The organism is Cedecea sp. P7760, assembly GCF_013386425.1.
GTDB lineage: Bacteria > Pseudomonadota > Gammaproteobacteria > Enterobacterales > Enterobacteriaceae > Cedecea > Cedecea selenatireducens.
Genome location: NZ_JACARU010000063.1, coordinates 47737 through 65288, shown reverse-complemented (window position 1 = coordinate 65288; position 17552 = coordinate 47737). Strand labels below are relative to the sequence as shown.

General features: G+C 44.4%; 17 protein-coding genes. 1 reads left to right on the top strand and 16 read right to left on the bottom strand.

Annotated features, from left to right (window positions below):
* The 13 genes from HX778_RS20120 to rfbB all read right to left on the bottom strand — a co-directional run.
* Positions 1-292: EpsG family protein (locus HX778_RS20120; RefSeq protein WP_370527406.1), on the bottom strand; the 292-nt coding region annotated here is incomplete at its 3' end.
* 218 nt (positions 293-510) lie between these two features.
* Positions 511-1521, bottom strand: coding sequence for a glycosyltransferase family 2 protein (locus tag HX778_RS20115; protein WP_038481318.1), 1011 nt, complete (start codon positions 1519-1521; stop codon positions 511-513).
* A 62-nt stretch (positions 1522-1583) separates the two neighbouring features.
* Positions 1584-2948 carry a hypothetical protein gene (locus tag HX778_RS20110; protein WP_038481315.1) on the bottom strand — a complete coding sequence of 455 codons (1365 nt, stop codon included), beginning with the start codon at positions 2946-2948 and terminating at the stop codon, positions 1584-1586.
* 26 nt (positions 2949-2974) lie between these two features.
* Positions 2975-3922 (bottom strand): NAD(P)-dependent oxidoreductase, encoded by a 948-nt coding sequence (locus HX778_RS20105; protein ID WP_081948203.1) that lies wholly within the window; start codon positions 3920-3922, stop codon positions 2975-2977.
* Positions 3923-5629 (bottom strand): thiamine pyrophosphate-binding protein, encoded by a 1707-nt coding sequence (locus HX778_RS20100; RefSeq protein ID WP_038481312.1) that lies wholly within the window; start codon positions 5627-5629, stop codon positions 3923-3925.
* Positions 5630-5689: 60 nt separating this feature from the next.
* A complete protein-coding gene (gene rfbH, locus HX778_RS20095) occupies positions 5690-7003 on the bottom strand; it encodes a lipopolysaccharide biosynthesis protein RfbH (protein ID WP_038481309.1) in 1314 nt (437 codons plus the stop codon).
* Positions 7004-7029: 26 nt separating this feature from the next.
* Positions 7030-8109 (bottom strand): CDP-glucose 4,6-dehydratase, encoded by a 1080-nt coding sequence (gene rfbG, locus HX778_RS20090; RefSeq protein ID WP_176982865.1) that lies wholly within the window; start codon positions 8107-8109, stop codon positions 7030-7032.
* Between the two features lie 4 nt (positions 8110-8113).
* Positions 8114-8887: a glucose-1-phosphate cytidylyltransferase gene (gene rfbF, locus HX778_RS20085; protein ID WP_038481303.1), complete on the bottom strand. Its 774-nt coding sequence runs from the start codon at positions 8885-8887 to the stop codon at positions 8114-8116.
* Between the two features lie 15 nt (positions 8888-8902).
* Positions 8903-9877, bottom strand: coding sequence for a CDP-6-deoxy-delta-3,4-glucoseen reductase (locus tag HX778_RS20080; protein ID WP_176982864.1), 975 nt, complete (start codon positions 9875-9877; stop codon positions 8903-8905).
* A 5-nt stretch (positions 9878-9882) separates the two neighbouring features.
* A complete protein-coding gene (gene rfbC, locus HX778_RS20075; protein WP_176982863.1) occupies positions 9883-10431 on the bottom strand; it encodes a dTDP-4-dehydrorhamnose 3,5-epimerase in 549 nt (182 codons plus the stop codon).
* Positions 10432-10434: 3 nt separating this feature from the next.
* Complete coding sequence (gene rfbA / locus HX778_RS20070; RefSeq protein ID WP_038483367.1) at positions 10435-11313, bottom strand: glucose-1-phosphate thymidylyltransferase RfbA; 879 nt, start codon at positions 11311-11313, stop codon at positions 10435-10437.
* Positions 11314-11370: 57 nt separating this feature from the next.
* On the bottom strand, positions 11371-12267 hold the full coding sequence (gene rfbD, locus HX778_RS20065; protein ID WP_176982862.1) for a dTDP-4-dehydrorhamnose reductase: 897 nt from the start codon (positions 12265-12267) through the stop codon (positions 11371-11373).
* Positions 12264-13349: a dTDP-glucose 4,6-dehydratase gene (rfbB, locus tag HX778_RS20060; protein ID WP_176982861.1), complete on the bottom strand. Its 1086-nt coding sequence runs from the start codon at positions 13347-13349 to the stop codon at positions 12264-12266. Before rfbB ends, rfbD begins: the two co-directional genes overlap by 4 nt.
* Positions 13350-13438: 89 nt before the next feature.
* Between rfbB and HX778_RS20055 the strand changes: the two genes are divergently transcribed.
* Complete coding sequence (locus tag HX778_RS20055; protein ID WP_144244070.1) at positions 13439-13654, top strand: hypothetical protein; 216 nt, start codon at positions 13439-13441, stop codon at positions 13652-13654.
* A gap of 99 nt (positions 13655-13753) precedes the next feature.
* Here the strand turns inward: HX778_RS20055 and galF are convergent, their stop codons facing one another.
* From galF to wcaM, 3 genes are all read right to left on the bottom strand, one after another.
* On the bottom strand, positions 13754-14653 hold the full coding sequence (gene galF, locus HX778_RS20050; RefSeq protein ID WP_038481289.1) for a UTP--glucose-1-phosphate uridylyltransferase GalF: 900 nt from the start codon (positions 14651-14653) through the stop codon (positions 13754-13756).
* 222 nt (positions 14654-14875) lie between these two features.
* Complete coding sequence (locus HX778_RS20045; RefSeq protein WP_038481286.1) at positions 14876-15871, bottom strand: NAD-dependent epimerase/dehydratase family protein; 996 nt, start codon at positions 15869-15871, stop codon at positions 14876-14878.
* Positions 15872-16126: 255 nt separating this feature from the next.
* Positions 16127-17551 carry a colanic acid biosynthesis protein WcaM gene (gene wcaM, locus HX778_RS20040; RefSeq protein WP_038481283.1) on the bottom strand — a complete coding sequence of 475 codons (1425 nt, stop codon included), beginning with the start codon at positions 17549-17551 and terminating at the stop codon, positions 16127-16129.
* Position 17552 lies beyond the last annotated feature (1 nt).

The following is a 17552-nucleotide window of genomic DNA, read 5'->3' as shown; positions in this document are numbered from 1 at the left end:
TAAGAAACGAATGACAAAAATAAATCAACAAAGACAAAAAAGGAAGGGGTGAAGATTTTATAAAACACCAACGATATAAAGATAAAGACAACAAACTGAAACAAAGGAATAATAAATAAGGCTCCCCATCGATTAAATTAATGAGTGATGCAATAAAATAAAATATAGGATCGCCATGAACATTTGATAAATCAGAAAATAGCACAGCTGGAAATGGTGGCACTTGCGACAACATATTCAAATACTCTGGATAGTCGCGATCAACACCTTCAGCTCTTAACCCACAAAATATTATTAATAAAAGAAAAAAAAGAAAAAAAACAACTTTAAATACAAATCATTTTTAATTTTAACATATGTCCAAGAGCCTACATTCATTATTTTCAATGAAATCTCAAGAACGCAAAAAAAAGCCAAAAAACCAGCTAAAATATAAAAAAGCATACGATCACCGACTTAATGTATTATGGCTGTCAAACATTAAACTCAATAAAATCATAAAACAGTTGATTAGATGTAAAATTCAAATGAGCCCTTTTGTAAATAGCTATATATAGTGTCATCTTTAGCACGTTTGAATATAATATTTAATAACTTAAGATAAATACTTGGAAATTTTATCAAAACCTTCAGAATGTATGCTCTTAATTTCAAACCAATTTTTCCATACTCTATATAAATATTAAGTATACGCCGAGCATAAGAGTCAATTTTCTCGTTGTCGTCTGTTCCAGCTTTATAATACGAAAGTTGAGCTATTAATTTTTCAGGTGCAGGAAGGGAACTCATTACAGCTCTTATTGCTTTTTCCCTAACTTTCGAAACAGAAATAACATCAGGTAAAAAAAGCAAATTATACAGGTTTGCAAAACGCCAACCACCAGCACCATTTTTTTCTGAACTGCCCCACTTCACTATATTATCGCTACTCAAAAAAATAGTTGCACCGTGTTGTAATGCCATAAAGACGGGAACAAGATGCTGTGCGTTAATATACGCTCCCCAAAATGCCAATGCCAAATACGGCAAGACACTCTTAATTTTATATACATTATTGGAGATCAATAAATGATTACTAATCCCTGACCCGATAAAGTCGACATACTCTTCGATATTAGTACATAACGTATCTTTTCTAGAAGTGGCAAGCAAAGCTGTAGAAAAGTTGTAAAAGTCCGCATTATATTCTCTAATTTTTGCTCTAATAATGTCTAACGCATTTTCAACTATTTCATCATCATCACTTAGCAGCCAAAGATATTCAGTATCAGCATATTCGAAACATCTTATTATATTTGCATTGGCACCAATATTAACTTTATTTTCATGCAGTACTATTCGAGCATCACAAAAAGAATCGATGATGATTTTTAGCTCATCTCCCGGCGTAGCATTATCTGAGATTATCACCCTATCGTTTACCGCTAATTGTGGTATAAGTCTCTCTAACTGTTTCCGTACTTTTTCTACTCGGTTGTAAGTTGGAATGCCTATAGTTATTTCCGTTCCGTTATTATACACAACACACCTTTATTTGAGATTATAATTATTAAAAGCAATATCAGTTCTATTATTCATCACTTTCAATTAGGAATAAATTTTCGTTTATTATACTGCCTAAATAAAATTAATACCCACGGCAAAGTAACTGTAATGAGTATAGCTAGATAGCTACTAATCATGAGAAAAACACTGTATTTAGACATAAAATATGCAAAAATTGCCACTAAAACCCCAGTAATTACTGAATTGAATAGTAAGGGTTCTTCTTTGTGTGCGCGCATGTATGATGCTAAACAAAAAATTATATGGTTAATAATGTTAATAATGGCAATTAGCACCACCGTATTAACCCCTGAAACCCTGTCAGCTAATGGCATCCCCATGATCATCATAACCTTAAGAGTAACCACAAACATAAAAGATAATAAAATATTAAAAGCGAGTGAACATATGAATATTTTTTTAAATAAAATATTTAACTCAACTCTATTGCCGCAAGATATTAATCTGGACATTGATGGTATTTTTGCATTTACCCAACTCATTGATAGCGTTAATATCGTAGAAAATATCGTAAGTAGAAGACCTAATTTACCAGCTTCCGCGGCACCTTGATTTGAAAAGACTAGTGGGTTAAATAGTTGAAATATGAAGTAACCGCTTATCCAGCTGATGGCTATGCGCCATTGGAATGGAAATATTTCATGACGCCACGAAATAGAAACCTTATTTTTCACATCTATTTTGTCCGCTTTGTACACTGGTGAAAAAAGGACACTAAATTTAATTTTGAATATATAAATAAGACTGAACAATGCAGCCATGCCAGAAACGGCAGGGATTGCATTTAATTTAAAATGAAAAGATAATAAGACAGCAAGGCTGAGGTAACCCGCAATTGATTGGTACAGTCGCAAACGTGCAACACGTCCAACAAATCCCATCCCTTCTAATACAGACAAAAACGGGCTGGCAAATATATTTAAAGATGAACAGAATACAATGCCAAACCATGCATAAACCCAATCAGACTGATGTAATGAGCCATGTGTATTAAAAAAATGAATACCAATATAATAGACAGTAACAAAAAACAAAATTGAAATGACAGCATACCACTTAACCAACATAGCTATAAGTGAATAAATCCTATCAACAGAATTCCTTCTACCATCTAATTTCCCATCTGTTACTTTTACATTTACCATTTCATGGCTAATCATTTGAGTAATAACAAAGTTAAACCCTAACTCGAAAAATATCTGCATGCCAATAAGACTAGCAAATGTAAAATAATAACCTTGCTCGGGTGTCGATAAGAAAAAAGGAATAATCAACACAAGTAATGCACCCGATACTGTCGACCATAATCTTAGTAAGAGAGTATTTCCAATATCAAAATCGACACCTAGTTTTTGAACTATTTTTTTAAAAAAAATTATCATTTATCATTCACTAATTTAAAAACCATTTAAATATTATAAGAACCAATAAGTGCATCAATTTCAAGTTGCACTGATTCTAATGATGAATAACGAGGCTCAAATCCAAATTTAGTGGCTAGTTTATTTTTAGAGTAATAATTATTTTTAGAGCCTGTCGCATTTATTATATCCTTTTCTTTTTCCTCGCTCCATTTGAGTCCATATTTATGCTCACAGAATTTCAACAACTCAAATTTATCTATTGGCATTTTAGAAAAGCAGTCAACCGCTGTATTGATATGCTCTTCATAGTTTAGCAAGGCCTCAATTAGCTGGAAAAAATCTTCTGGATGCAGATAATCTCTTACCATATGAGAAGGTGATACTGTTAAAACACTTTTATTTTTTATCGCACTAACGATATCTGTAATAAAGAAACCAGTATTCAGGCTTTGATAACGACTAAAAACATTAAAAACTCGAATATCAACAATTTTTTTATCTTTATTCAACCGATGATTAGCCTCAGCATATAACTTAGCAATTGCATATGCATTGTTGTCACCCAGTCTGTTAATAGGTATTTGTGCCATGCTTTGTTCTGTAACAGGCTCAGAGAAAACTGATCCATATACAGCACCGCTACTTAAAAACAAATATTTGCTATTTTGATGCAATGACAAGTACTTCATTACCATATTGTCATATAGTTCTGTTACTTTCATTATTTCTGAACTATTTTCAACAATACTTATTGGTTTCCCTTGCCCAATAAAATTTATTATCGCATCGAAATGTTTATCTTCGTGAGTGAAATCGATAATGTCGCAAGAACTATATGAGCAAGCCCAATCAATTTCCTTCATAAACTCAACAACATGTTCTGGCCGCCGAGAATATAGTGTCAGCGAATGATCACTGTTAGCTAGAGCCCATTGTCTAAGTAAGTCTTGAGCTATTTGACTCGTTGCACCTAATATAGCAATGTTCATCATTTAATCTTTCACCGGATACTGTTTATCAATTGGATTTCCAAACGCAAGACGTGGGCGGCACTCACGTGCATCGCTCATTAAAATTTCTATGAGCATTGGCTTAGGATCTTTAATAAAGTTATTGATATAACCTGAAAACTCAGCCAGATCGGCAGTGGTGAATGACTCAATATTATAAGCTTTACCAATACTGCTGAAGGATGAACTATAACCACTCCAGAAAGTCGAGTCATTACGCCCATCAAAATACATTTCCTGGAATGCGCGAACCATTCCTAATGACTGGTTATTGAAGACAATCGTCAATACAGGGAGGCGCTCTCTGGCAATAATATCCAGCTCCTGAATGTTCAATTGAGCGCCGCCATCACCGGTTAATATCACCGTTGGGCACTCAGCAGCATAGGCAACACCAACGGCTGTTGGGATAGCAAATCCCATGGCGCCAAGGCCACCAGAATGATGAATTGCCTGCTTTTCTCCCAGCAGTAAAGAATGAGCAACCCACATCTGATTATTACCTACATCAGCGACATAATGTACAGGCTTATTGTCAAACGCATTGCTAAGGGTTTGGCATATCTGGAATGGGCTAACCGACCAGTCTGCATATTCATCCTGGTAATTATTCTTCCAATGCGTATCTAGTTCAAGCTGCCATGATTTTTTTTCTATGTGGCTTTGCCCTTCTAAATACTGCAAATGAGCGATTAAAAAATCTTCGCAAGTTTCATTTACATTAATATCAGCGATAACTCTGTTTTCTAACTGGGCTTCATCGAGATCGATTTGTATGATTTTAGCATTACGCGCAAAATCAGCAGTATCCGCTCCCGTCTGCCTCACATCCATACGGCTGCCGAGAACAATCAGCAAATCGCAATTTTGTACGGCATAGTTAGCGGTTCGGGTACCGTAACTGCCAATCATTCCGTAGTAGGCAGGCCGTTGTCGTGTTTTTTCACTTCCTTTCAGACTACTTACGTGAGGCAGGCCAGATTCAGAAATAGCTTTTTGCCACGCGGCGAAGTGAGGCTCATTAATTGCTCCGCCACCGATAAGGAACACTGGCTTCTGAGCGCTGGAAAGTAGCGCCAATACTTCATCAAATACCTTCTCGCTGTTATTTTTGGCATTCTGCTTATCTTTTTTAACAGCCAGGTAATCAATAATATCGTCAGGTAATTCTGCACGCTGCAGATCCATTGGGATATCTATCAGTACCGGTCCAGGGCGGCCACTCTTAGCTATATCGATAGCCTGCTGCAGCACCGGAATAATTTCTTCTTTGCATGTTATTTGATGTGCAAACTTAGTAATACTTTTGACAATACTAACAATATCCAGCTCCTGGAATCCCTGCTGGCGAATATTCCTTTCTAATTTGAGCTCATTAGTATTAACCTGACCCGTTATAAAAATGCAAGGGCAACTATCGAGCCAGCAGTCAGCAATACCCGTAATAAGGTTTGTTGCTCCAGGCCCACTAGTACCCAGCGCCAATCCTAATTTCTGATTGTTTGTAGCACGAGCGATACCACCAGCTGCAAATGCTGCCGCTTGCTCATGGTGCAAAGAGACCATTTTGGTTTTGCCCAGAACATTAATACTATCGACGAGATGGGCAATCATTCCACCAATCAGCTCAAAGCCATAATCGACATTATTCGCACTTAGCACTTCAGCAATAGCATCAGAAGCTTTCATTATAACCTCAGAAATCAGGCGAACCAGAATGCCTCTGGTTCGTCATTTTTTAATTAAAAATTAGAAATTCAAACCAAAGAATTCTTCGAACTTGCTAACCACATAATCCAGGTGATCGGTGGTCAGGCCTGGGTAGATACCAATCCAGAAAGTTTGGTTCATGATGCGGTCTGTGTTCGTCAGTTCGCCAACAACGCGGTATTTGACGTTAGCGAAGTACGGCTGGCGAGTCAGGTTACCTGCAAACAGCAAACGGGTGCCGATTTTGGCTTCGTCCAGGAATTTCACCAGATCAACACGGTTTACGCCGCTGGTTTCTTTCAGCGTAATAGGGAAACCGAACCATGATGGATCAGATTTCTCAGTTGCTTCCGGCAGCTCCAGGAACTCAGCACAAGACTGCAGCGCTTGTTTCAGGTAGGCGAAGTTAGCTTTACGCTGCTCGACGAACTCTTCTACGCGCTCCAGCTGAGCCAGACCACAGGCAGCCTGCATGTCGGTGATTTTAAGGTTGTAGCCCAGGTGAGAGTAGGTGTATTTGTGATCGTAACCTTCCGGGAGAGAACCCAACTGCTGGCTAAAACGCTTGCCACAGGTGTTATCGCAGCCAGGTGCACAGTAGCAGTCACGGCCCCAGTCACGGAAGGACTCAATCAGCTTCTTCAATTCGCCGGATTTGGTGAATACTGCACCACCCTCACCCATGGTGATGTGGTGAGCCGGGTAGAAGCTAACGGTACCGATGTCGCCGAAGGTACCTACCATTTGGCCATCATAAGTCGTACCCAGCGCGTCACAGCAGTCTTCAATCAGCCACAGATTGTATTTATCTGCAATTCGACGAACTTCGCTCAAATTGAATGCGTTGCCGAGCGTGTGAGCAATCATAATAGCTTTTGATTTCTCAGTGACGGCAGCTTCAATCAGGGAAGCGTCGATGTTGTATGTCGGGATATCAACATCAACAAATACAGGGATCAGGCCGTTCTGAATCGCAGGGTTAACGGTGGTTGGGAAACCTGCCGCGACGGTAATCACTTCATCACCAGGCTTCAGAGCGCGATCGCCCAATTTTGGTGAGGTTAATGCGGTCAACGCCAGAAGGTTTGCAGAAGAACCTGATGTGGTAGTTAACACATGAGGGACACCGATAAACTCACCCAGTTTCTTTTCGAAAGCATCGTTAAAACGGCCGGTCGTTAACCATCCGTCCAGAGAAGCTTCTACCATCAGCTGGAGTTCTTTGGCACCAATAACTTTACCAGATGGTGGCACTACGCTTGCACCTGCAACAAAAGGCTTTGGGCTCAGTGCCGCATCTGCGTATTGGGCGACGAGTTGGGAGATTTGTTCACGCAGGTTATTTGCTGTCATTGCTCTGATTCCTGTTACTTATTTTCTTAACTAATAGTGGTGGTCATGTAGTCATGGATTTCGCGCTTTGAACAAGCCAGCATATCTTCGCCGTTTATCCATGCTTTATGCCATTTAACGATGCGACCAAGTGTTTCAACCAGCCCCCAACGAGGTTGCCAGCCTAATTGCATGTGTGCTTTCGAGCAATCCAGCTTCAGGTAATGCGCCTCATGAGGATGGTTTTCACCATCCAGATGCCAGCTTGCACTTTCACCCCAAAGCCCGACCATCTTGTCGACGATGAACTCGACGGTTTTCGCATCTTCCTCACGCGGGCCAAAGTTCCACCCTTCTGAGAACTTCGCCCCGTCGGAATATAAATGCTGTGCCACGACGATGTAACCCGACAGCGGCTCAAGAACATGCTGCCACGGACGAATTGAGTGCGGGTTGCGAATAACGACCTGCTGGTTATTTTCAAAAGAACGTAAAATATCTGGAATTAAACGATCTTTTGCCCAGTCTCCGCCGCCAATCACATTACCTGCTCTGACGGAAGCCAGGCCAACGCCGTGTTTATCGTAGTCTGCGGGATTAAAGAATGAGCTACGAAACGCCGAGGCAACCAGCTCAGCACAACCTTTACTGTTCGAGTAAGGGTCATACCCGCCCATCGCTTCATTTTCACGATAGCCCCATACCCACTCGCGATTCTCATAGCATTTATCGCTCGTGATATTAACCACGGCCTTGACTCCCCCAACCTGTTTAACCGCTTCGAGCAGATGAACGGTGCCCATCACATTGGTCGAATAGGTTTCAATCGGTTGTTCGTAAGAGAGACGGACCAGCGGCTGAGCCGCCATATGGAAAATGATTTCGGGCTTAAACGCCGCAATAGATCCACGTAGCTTTTCAAAATCACGGATGTCGCCAATTTCTGACTCCATGAAGTCATCAAGGTGTGCGATATCAAAAAGACTTGGATCGGTTGGGGCCGCTAATGAGTAACCCTTTACCACGGCCCCCATTTCAGTCAGCCACAGTGAAAGCCAGCTTCCTTTAAAACCTGTATGACCGGTAACGAATACCCGTTTCCCCTGCCAAAAGCTCTGATTAATCATTCAACTATTCCCAGGTTTTCCACGGAGCTTTACCTTTTTCCCACAGGCCTTCCAGGTAAGTCTTATCACGCAGCGTATCCATTGGCTGCCAGAAGCCGGTGTGCTCATAGGCCATCAGTTCACCCTGTTTTGCCAGGGCCATCAAAGGCTCCTGCTCCCAGGTCGTCGCATCGTTGTCGATGAGATCGATGACGGAAGGGTTCAGAACAAAGAAGCCGCCGTTGATCATCGCGCCGTCGCCTTTCGGCTTTTCCTGGAACGAACGAACCTGACCCGCGTTAATATCCAACGCGCCGAAACGGCCCGGTGGGAAGGTCGCCGTTAACGTGGCTTTTTTACCGTGTGACTTATGGAAATCAATGGTCGCTTTGATATCCAGATCGGCGACACCATCTCCGTAGGTGAACAGGAAAGCCTCATCATCTTTTACATACTCAGCGACGCGTTTCAGGCGGCCACCGGTCATTGAAGCGTCGCCGGTATCTACTAAAGTGACGTTCCATGGTTCAACGCGCTTGTGATGAACTTCCATGCGGTTTTCTGCCATATGGAATGTGACATCGGACATATGCAGGAAGTAGTTCGCAAAATACTCTTTAATCACATAGCCTTTATAACCACAGCAGATAATGAAATCTTTAATACCGTGGGCGGAATACATTTTCATAATGTGCCAGAGAATTGGCTTGCCACCGATTTCAACCATCGGTTTTGGCTTTACAATTGTCTCTTCACTTAATCTGGTTCCAAGTCCACCAGCCAGAATCACCGCTTTCATGTCGTGCCCTCAATTTTATTTCGATGCGGTAAAGGCATCAGAATAGAAGTTCTCTACGGAGAGATGTTTAGTCATAAAGTCCTTTTTACTGGCATCGATCATGACAGGCGATCCGCATGCATAAATGTCGAAGGACTCAAGGGAATCAAAATCATCCATTACGGCGTGATGGACAAATCCTTTACGCCCGTTCCAGTTTGCATCTTCGCCTGATACCACCGGAACAAAATGAATGTTGTCGTGCTGTTCACACCATTGCTGTGGCAACGGTGAATAGAAGTCATTTCCCTGCGGCATGCCCCAGTAGATATGAATCTCGCGCGTACTGTTATTCTGCACAAGATGTTCAACCATTGATTTTACCGGTGCAAACCCAGTACCACCGGCCAGGAAAATAAGCGGCCGCTCATTCTCTCTGATGAAGAATGTCCCGCAAGGCCCTTCAATTCGCATCAGCGTATTTTCTTGCAGATCGCTGAAAATAAGCGTGCTCATCTGGCCATTGGGCACATTTCTGATATGAAGCTCAACGCCGTCGGCCTCATTGCTATTAGCAATTGAATAGCTGCGGGTCACGCCTTTATATTGCAAATTAATATACTGCCCTGGCAGGAAGCCCATTTTCGCAGTAGGCGGCATGCGCAGCTTCAGGCTGATAACATCTGCAGAAACCAATTCGGCGCTATTCACTTTGCAAGGAACGATTTTCTTTACTTGCCCAGCCAGTTCCGGGAAGTAGTTCGCCTTAAGCTCCAACGCTGTTTTGGGCTTACAGCAGCAAGTCAGTATTTTTTCCCCGTGGCCGAATACTCTGCCACTGGCATCGATAGCCTCCCCGGCAAGCAGGTCAGATTCGCAAATACCACAATCGCCGTTTTTACAGCTGTGCTCAAGGTGAATACCTGCTGAAAGCGCCGCATCGAGGATGGATTCATCCTCTTTGCCAGGAAATTCAATGTTTGAAGGAAATATTTTTATAATGTGAGACACGTTATTTACTCTGAGAATGAAACCTGATGCAGCAACGGCGCTACAGCATCTTTGGCTGATAGCTCTGGCGCTTGAGAGATGGGCCAATCGATACCAATACTTTCGTCATTCCACAAAATGCTGCCTTCAGAGGAAGGGGCATAGTACTGGGTTGCTTTATATAAAAACTCAGCCGTATCGCTCAGCGTGACGAAGCCATGAGCAAAACCTTCAGGGATCCACAGCTGGCGTTTATTTTCCGCAGACAAATGAACGCCAACCCACTGGCCGAACGTTGCTGAGCCTTGACGAATATCAACCGCAACGTCAAACACTTCACCGGCAGTGCAGCGGACTAATTTACCCTGCGCGTGCTCGCCTCTTTGGAAATGCAAACCTCTCAGTACACCTTGCCTGGACTTCGAATGGTTATCCTGCACAAAAGCCACCGGGCGTCCGACAGCCTCTTCGAAAATACGCTGACTAAAGCTTTCAAAAAAGAAACCGCGTTCGTCGCCGAACACTTTAGGTTCAAAGATCAGAACTTCTGGTATTGCCGTTTTTATTACGTTCATGACTTATAAACCTTTGACCATCTTCAGGAGATATTTACCGTAATCATTTTTGGACAGCGGTTCAGCCAGTTTTCTAACCTGCTGAGCGTCAATAAATCCTTTACGGAACGCAATCTCTTCCGGACAGGCGACTTTGAGCCCCTGACGCACCTCAATGGTCTGGATAAAATTACTGGCCTCAATCAAGCTCTGGTGAGTCCCGGTATCAAGCCAGGCATAGCCCCGTCCCATCATGGCAACCGATAATTCCTCTTGTTCCAGATACAATCGGTTAATATCGGTAATCTCGAGTTCACCGCGTGGGGATGGCTTCAAGCTTTTCGCCATTTCGACAACGTTTTTGTCGTAGAAATATAATCCGGTCACCGCATAGTTACTTTTTGGTTCAAGCGGCTTCTCTTCAAGCGAGACGGCTTTACCACTTTTATCAAACTCCACCACACCGTAACGTTCCGGGTCATGGACATGGTAGGCAAAGACGGTGGCACCGGATGTTTTAACCGTTGCATTTTCCAGCTGTTTTTGCAGGTCGTGACCATAGAAAATATTGTCACCCAGCACTAACGCACAATCGCTATCGCCAATAAACTCTTCGCCGATAATAAAAGCCTGCGCCAGCCCGTCCGGGCTTGGCTGCACTTTGTATTGCAGGTTAAGCCCCCACTGTGTGCCATCACCCAGTAGTTGCTCAAAGCGCGGCGTATCCTGCGGCGTACTGATGATTAAGATGTCACGGATACCGGCCAGCATCAGCGTGCTGAGCGGGTAGTAGATCATCGGTTTATCGTAAATAGGTAACAGTTGCTTGCTGACAGCCATCGTTACTGGATAAAGACGAGTGCCGGAACCCCCGGCCAGAATGATGCCTTTACGTGAAGTCATGTTCATTTCTCTACTCATGTGTTTCACCCATCCCGGGTCAAACATGTTACTGAAAAACTATGCGTTAGCCGTAAACAGCTCAGTAAGCATGCGTTTTACACCGTGTTCCCAGGACGGTAACACCAGACCAAATGTCTGCTGGAACCGGGTATTGTCTAATCGAGAGTTCGACGGTCGGCGGGCGGGTGTTGGGTAAGCAGATGTTGGCAACGGATTTGTTCTCGTCACAGCCAAATCAACACCTGCATTTTTAGCTTCAGCAAACACTAATCGAGCGTAGTCGTACCACGTTGTCGAGCCGGAAGCTACCAGATGGTATAACCCTGCAACATCGGGTTGTTGTCGCGCAATTCGAATGGCGTGGGCCGTGCAATCAGCCAGCAATTCAGCGCCTGTTGGGGCACCTGTTTGATCGTTGATAATAGACAGTTCTTCACGATCTTTTGCCAGACGCAGCATGGTTTTTGCGAAATTGTTGCCTTTTGCGGCATAAACCCAGCTGGTTCTGAAAATCAGATGGTTAGGGCAATGTGTCTGTAACGCTATCTCACCGGCACGCTTCGTTTCACCGTAGACATTCAGCGGTGCAGTCTCATCGGTTTCTTTCCAGGGTGTTTCACCATCCCCTGGGAAAACATAATCGGTAGAGTAATGCACAACCCACGCACCGATTTTTGCGGCCTCTTTAGCGATGGCTTCAACGCTGATGGCGTTTAGAAGCTGCGCCAGCTCAGGTTCGGATTCTGCTTTATCCACCGCCGTATGCGCCGCTGCATTAACGATGACGTCAGGCTTAACGCGGCGTACCGTTTCAGCAATGCCTTCCGGATGGCTGAAATCACCGCAAAATTCTTCTGAACGAACATCCAGAGCAGTAACGTTACCTAATGGTGCCAGCGCGCGCTGTAGTTCCCAACCTACCTGCCCCGTCTTACCGAAGAGTAAGATATTCATTTACGCTCACCGTAATTTTGCTCAATCCAGCTTTTATAGGCACCGCTCTTAATGTTTTCTACCCATTGCTGGTTGTCTAAATACCACTGAACCGTTTTACGAATACCCGACTCAAACGTCTCCTGCGGCTTCCAGCCCAGCTCGCGAGAGATTTTATCTGCATCAATCGCGTAACGACGGTCATGCCCAGGGCGGTCAGTGACATAGGTAATTTGGTCGCGGTACGAGCCCTCTTTAGGCACAATCTCGTCCAACAAATCACAGATAGTATGCACAACCTCGAGGTTCTTCTTCTCGTTGTGACCACCGATGTTGTAGGTCTCACCTACCTGCCCTTGAGTAACAACCGTATAAAGCGCACGCGCGTGGTCTGCAACATACAGCCAGTCACGGATCTGATCGCCCTTACCGTAAATCGGCAGCGGTTTTCCTTCCAGAGCATTCAGAATAACGAGTGGGATCAATTTCTCAGGGAAATGGAACGGCCCGTAGTTATTTGAGCAATTGGTGACGACCGTCGGCAAACCATAGGTGCGGAGCCAGGCGCGAACGAGATGATCGCTGGAAGCTTTCGATGCAGAGTATGGGCTGCTTGGCGCGTACGCCGTCGTTTCTGTAAACAGGGGCAATGCTTCGCCCTGTGCAACTTCATCCGGGTGCGGAAGATCGCCATACACTTCATCAGTAGAGATGTGATGGAAACGGAAGTTCGTCTTCTTCTCCGCGGCTAATCCGGACCAATAGTGACGGGCTGCCTCAAGCAAAACGTAGGTGCCAACAATATTGGTCTCAACAAAAGCTGCCGGGCCGGTGATGGAGCGATCGACATGGCTCTCTGCGGCCAGATGCATGACGGCATCCGGCTGGTGTTGTTCAAAAATCTGCTCGATTGCTGCAGCATCGCAAATATCCGCCTGAACGAAATGATAGCGCTCATTAGCGGAGACATCGGCTAAAGACTCCAGATTACCGGCATAGGTTAACTTATCTACGTTAACCACACTATCCTGAGTATTATCAATGATATGACGAACAACGGCTGAGCCAATAAACCCGGCACCGCCGGTAACAAGGATTTTCACTGTGCAGTCTCTCTATAATCTTGTTATTACATTCAAGGGAGCAGCACCCTGAATATAATATATTTGAGATATCTCTTAAGGATAGATGCATGCTGAACCTGAATTTTAGCCATGCTACCGCCCCTGGCTCAACAGCTACCAGTGCACTGTACAACATAGGCCATAGCGTACCTTCAGGTACCGCATGCAAGAAATCGCCACGATTTTATATTTCATACGGCAATTCTCAAGGAAAAACTTTGGTCTATACACAACGGCCAAAAAATGATAAGCCCATGAAAAACTTAGACTTCACTGTCGATTAATAAAGCAAAACGGCGGCTCATCGTTCAACGCCTGGCTCAGACTGAACGTTATGCCACCGTTTACCGCACCCTCATCCATGAAAGCGACTTAAAGCAGGACTATGCGTCAGCAAGAAGCTTTTGAATACGCTCGCGAAACTTCTGCCCTTCTTTATGGTTGCGTAGCCCGTACTGGACGAACGCCTGCATATAGCCCATTTTCTTACCGCAGTCGTAGCTCTCGCCGGTCATCTGCATCACTTCAACTGGCTGAGTTTCGTTCAGTACCGCTATGGCGTCGGTTAACTGAATACGCCCCCATGCACCTGGTTCCGTTTTTTCCAGCAGCGGCCAGATATCGGCCGAAAGCACATAGCGCCCCACCGCCGCGAGATCGGAGTCCAGCGTTTGCGGCTGATCCGGTTTTTCAACAAACTCAACTACGCGGCTCACCTGCCCTTCATTCAGCAAAGGTTCCTGAGTGGTAATCACCGAGTAGGCAGCCAGATCTTCATTTGGCATATGCTTAGCCAGCACCTGGGTGCGGCCGGTTTCATTGAAGCGAGCCACCATGGCGGCCAGGTTATAGCGCAGCGGATCGGCACTCGCGCCATCAAGCACCACATCTGGCAAAACCACCACAAATGGATTGTTACCAACGATCGGCTGTGCGCAAAGGATAGAGTGCCCCAGCCCAAGCGGCTGAGCCTGGCGAACGTTCATGATGGTGACGCCCGGAGGGCAGATAGACTGGACTTCAGCCAGCAGTTGGCGCTTAACGCGCTGCTCAAGCAGGGCTTCCAGCTCGTAAGAGGTGTCGAAGTGGTTTTCAACGGCATTCTTGGAAGAGTGAGTCACCAGCACGATTTCTTTGATACCCGCGGCAACAATTTCGTCGACGATATACTGGATCATCGGTTTATCAACAATTGGCAGCATCTCTTTAGGGATAGCTTTTGTTGCTGGCAGCATATGCATGCCCAAACCGGCTACCGGGATAACTGCTTTAAAATTAGTCATTTCGCTCCTACCTCATAACAGCTGAGAAAATGCATATTCACGCTTAACTTGAACAGTCTTTGATGACTTAACATCAATTGAACAATCTGAGAGCACTGTTGAGTTAAGATACTCTTTCGCTGCCATAAGCTTTACTCAGAATAATCGGAAAGCAATCGCGAATACTAACTAATTGATATATTTCCGAATTTTCGTAGTTCGCAAGTCATCTTCAGCAATGTGTTACTCAGTCACAAACGTAATATCGTCTTTCTTATCATGCACAAATTCATACTGCAGAGTACGATCCAATCCCTGAGAGAGCGAGTAAGGAGCAAAAAAACCACAGCTATGCACTTTTGACGCATCAAACTGAGTAGTTGCACAGAATTTCTTCACCCGAACAGCGCTAATAGCGTATTTTTTACCGGTAACTTTACTTAAAATATCGAAGCAAAGGCCACCCAACATGCCAAGGCTGTATGGAAGATGTACAGAAGGAATCTTTTTATTGAGACTTTTTTCTACTTCAGAAACCAACTGATTCATATTGAGATCGGGTTTGTCGACGTAGTTGTAAACCTCATAACCGACATGTACGTTAGCTAATTTGTACTTAATAAATTCAACAATATTACCAACATAAGCCATTGACTTATAGTTATTGCCGGCCCCAACCATCGCAAATTTCCCGCTCGCAATCTGCTTGAGCAAGTTGTATACATTGCCTCGGTTACGCTCCCCAAAAATAACGGTAGGACGAATGATAGTCAGTGAACGATCGCCTGGAGAGTTCTGATGCCATTCACGCAATACCTCCTCTGCCTGCCACTTGCTCTTGCCGTAATGATTGAAGGGATCATGGGGATGACTTTCATCAGGGTTTGTTTTATTCAATCCATAGACCGCCACTGAACTTGTGAAAATGATGTTTTTGACACCATTTTTTTCCATTGCAGCCAGTACGTTACGTGTACCTTGAACATTTACGTCGTAGTAAAGCGATGTTGGACTAACATCATCACGGTGTTCAGCAGCTAAAAGAACGATTGTGTTATAACCGTTAAGTGCCTTGTCGAGGGTTTCCTGATCACGCACATCTCCCAGCGTAGTGATTTCAGGATAGAAATGGCTTTGCTGCTTATCCAGGTTATGGATAGCAAAGTCGGGAAGGGTTGTCTCCAGAAGTCTGGTGCCTACGAAGCCAGATGCGCCGATTAACAAAACTTTTTCGTTCATAAATCACTTATTCTGTTTGTATTGAACAAAATTTGAGATAAAGCTGGATGCTTAGCTTGGATTGTAACCACCAACAATCCAGACCCTAACTTTAACTAGCGGATCCTCAGATTATAGTCTTTTCGTGCTTTGATGCCAGCATGAATTCGCTAAACAAATAACGCATGCTAGCGCTCTGGCGCGGCGAGCAAAATAGGCAAACACCTCTAATTAAGCGTCCGTTGACTGAGAATTGTCCCAAAGGGAGTTGCAATATTACTTATTCACTTCCGGCAGCCTGAAATTGAGATTCTCACTATTGACATGTAGCTGGTCTACCCGGTCTATATCAACCGAGCTTTGCCCCTTTTCATTGACAGCATGAATATTTGACAGCGACAGTAAGGTGTCATTTTTAGCCATAAACTTCCCACGTACGTCTTTGCGAAGATCAAAGTTCATCTTCAGCGCAGGTCCGTTAGTTGAAAGCTGCATAACATTGATATTTCTCATAAAAAGATGCTGAGGTTTGTTATGAAACTCTAGCGTCGCGCGCTTCATTGTAACGTTGGTCATCGCCACAAAGGAGGTCGCATTGCCGGATGAAATCTGGATCCCGCGCAGCGGGCTGGTCAGCTCGCTGTTATCGAGTTTTATATCGCTCAGCTTAAAGTTTTGCGGAATAGACAGGTAATTACCTTTGATTACACCGTAACCAATCAGCATTCCCGCACTGTTAACCATATCCACATCATCAATCACAAAGTTATCGCAGCCATATATCGCGACGGTGGCATTATCGATCCCGGCGGTGCGGCTAAAGGTCGGATTAATATTACGCGCTTTTACGTTACGAATAAGGAAATGCTTCCCATTCTCAACATGAACTAACTGGCGACAGTTACTGCCGGTGATATTGGCCACCACGAAGTTTTTTACCGCCTGATCTTCTGGATAATTATTGTTATACGTACTGCCCGCCAGCCCGATGCCTATTCCCCAGTTAATCTTTCCGTTAGTACAGTTAATGTTGTCAATAACATGGTCAGAAATCAGCAGATCGCTATCGTTTATCGCCACGTTCCACTCAATGGCATCCCCTTGCAGATGGCTGAAATGGCCGTTAGTGATGCGAACGTTCTCCATGCGGTTATGAAAGCCCTGGCGCAGTATCGCGTAGTTGGCATCGTGTACGGTGATGTTGTCGATGGTGAAGTTACGCATCGTACGGTTATCTTTCCCGCCAATGTAAATCTGCGCCACATTGACAAACCCGCTCATATCAATGCCTTTGATCGTACAGTCGGAACCCCGCACATCCAGCGTGATGTTGTTAAACCGCCCCTTTCCCTCGCCGACAATCTGGCAGCCATCCTGCAGCACAAAGCGCCCTTTGCCGTTGCCTTTCAGCCCGCCGGCCACCTGTAGCGTTTTACCCTGCGGCATGAAAATAGCGGTATTGATGCTGTCGCAGACTAAATCCACCGGCACCTGAACGACGTCTGCCTCGGCAAACGCCTGCTTAAAGGCGGCTATCCAGTCGTTTTGATAGAAATCTTTGACGTTGACCTCTGTTCCCCGGCCGATAGCTTTTACCGTGCCGGGAATAAGGGATGCAGCCGCTAGTGCAGAACCCGCGGCCAGCAGCTTACGGCGAGATGCGGAGAAAGGAATGCGCTTCAGTGGATTGCTTTTCGACATA

Excerpts from the sequence above, each read along its gene's own strand:
- HX778_RS20110 (WP_038481315.1), bottom strand. The coding sequence starts at position 2,948 with ATGATAATTTTTTTTAAAAAAATAGTTCAAAAACTAGGTGTCGATTTT.
- wcaM (WP_038481283.1), bottom strand. The coding sequence starts at position 17,551 with ATGTCGAAAAGCAATCCACTGAAGCGCATTCCTTTCTCCGCATCTCGC.
- rfbA (WP_038483367.1), bottom strand. The coding sequence starts at position 11,313 with ATGACTTCACGTAAAGGCATCATTCTGGCCGGGGGTTCCGGCACTCGT.
- rfbG (WP_176982865.1), bottom strand. The coding sequence starts at position 8,109 with ATGATTAATCAGAGCTTTTGGCAGGGGAAACGGGTATTCGTTACCGGT.
- galF (WP_038481289.1), bottom strand. The coding sequence starts at position 14,653 with ATGACTAATTTTAAAGCAGTTATCCCGGTAGCCGGTTTGGGCATGCAT.
- rfbD (WP_176982862.1), bottom strand. The coding sequence starts at position 12,267 with ATGAATATCTTACTCTTCGGTAAGACGGGGCAGGTAGGTTGGGAACTA.
- rfbH (WP_038481309.1), bottom strand. The coding sequence starts at position 7,003 with ATGACAGCAAATAACCTGCGTGAACAAATCTCCCAACTCGTCGCCCAA.
- HX778_RS20045 (WP_038481286.1), bottom strand. The coding sequence starts at position 15,871 with ATGAACGAAAAAGTTTTGTTAATCGGCGCATCTGGCTTCGTAGGCACC.
- rfbC (WP_176982863.1), bottom strand. The coding sequence starts at position 10,431 with ATGAACGTAATAAAAACGGCAATACCAGAAGTTCTGATCTTTGAACCT.
- HX778_RS20100 (WP_038481312.1), bottom strand. The coding sequence starts at position 5,629 with ATGAAAGCTTCTGATGCTATTGCTGAAGTGCTAAGTGCGAATAATGTC.
- rfbF (WP_038481303.1), bottom strand. The coding sequence starts at position 8,887 with ATGAAAGCGGTGATTCTGGCTGGTGGACTTGGAACCAGATTAAGTGAA.
- HX778_RS20055 (WP_144244070.1), top strand. The coding sequence starts at position 13,439 with ATGCTGAACCTGAATTTTAGCCATGCTACCGCCCCTGGCTCAACAGCT.
- HX778_RS20105 (WP_081948203.1), bottom strand. The coding sequence starts at position 3,922 with ATGATGAACATTGCTATATTAGGTGCAACGAGTCAAATAGCTCAAGAC.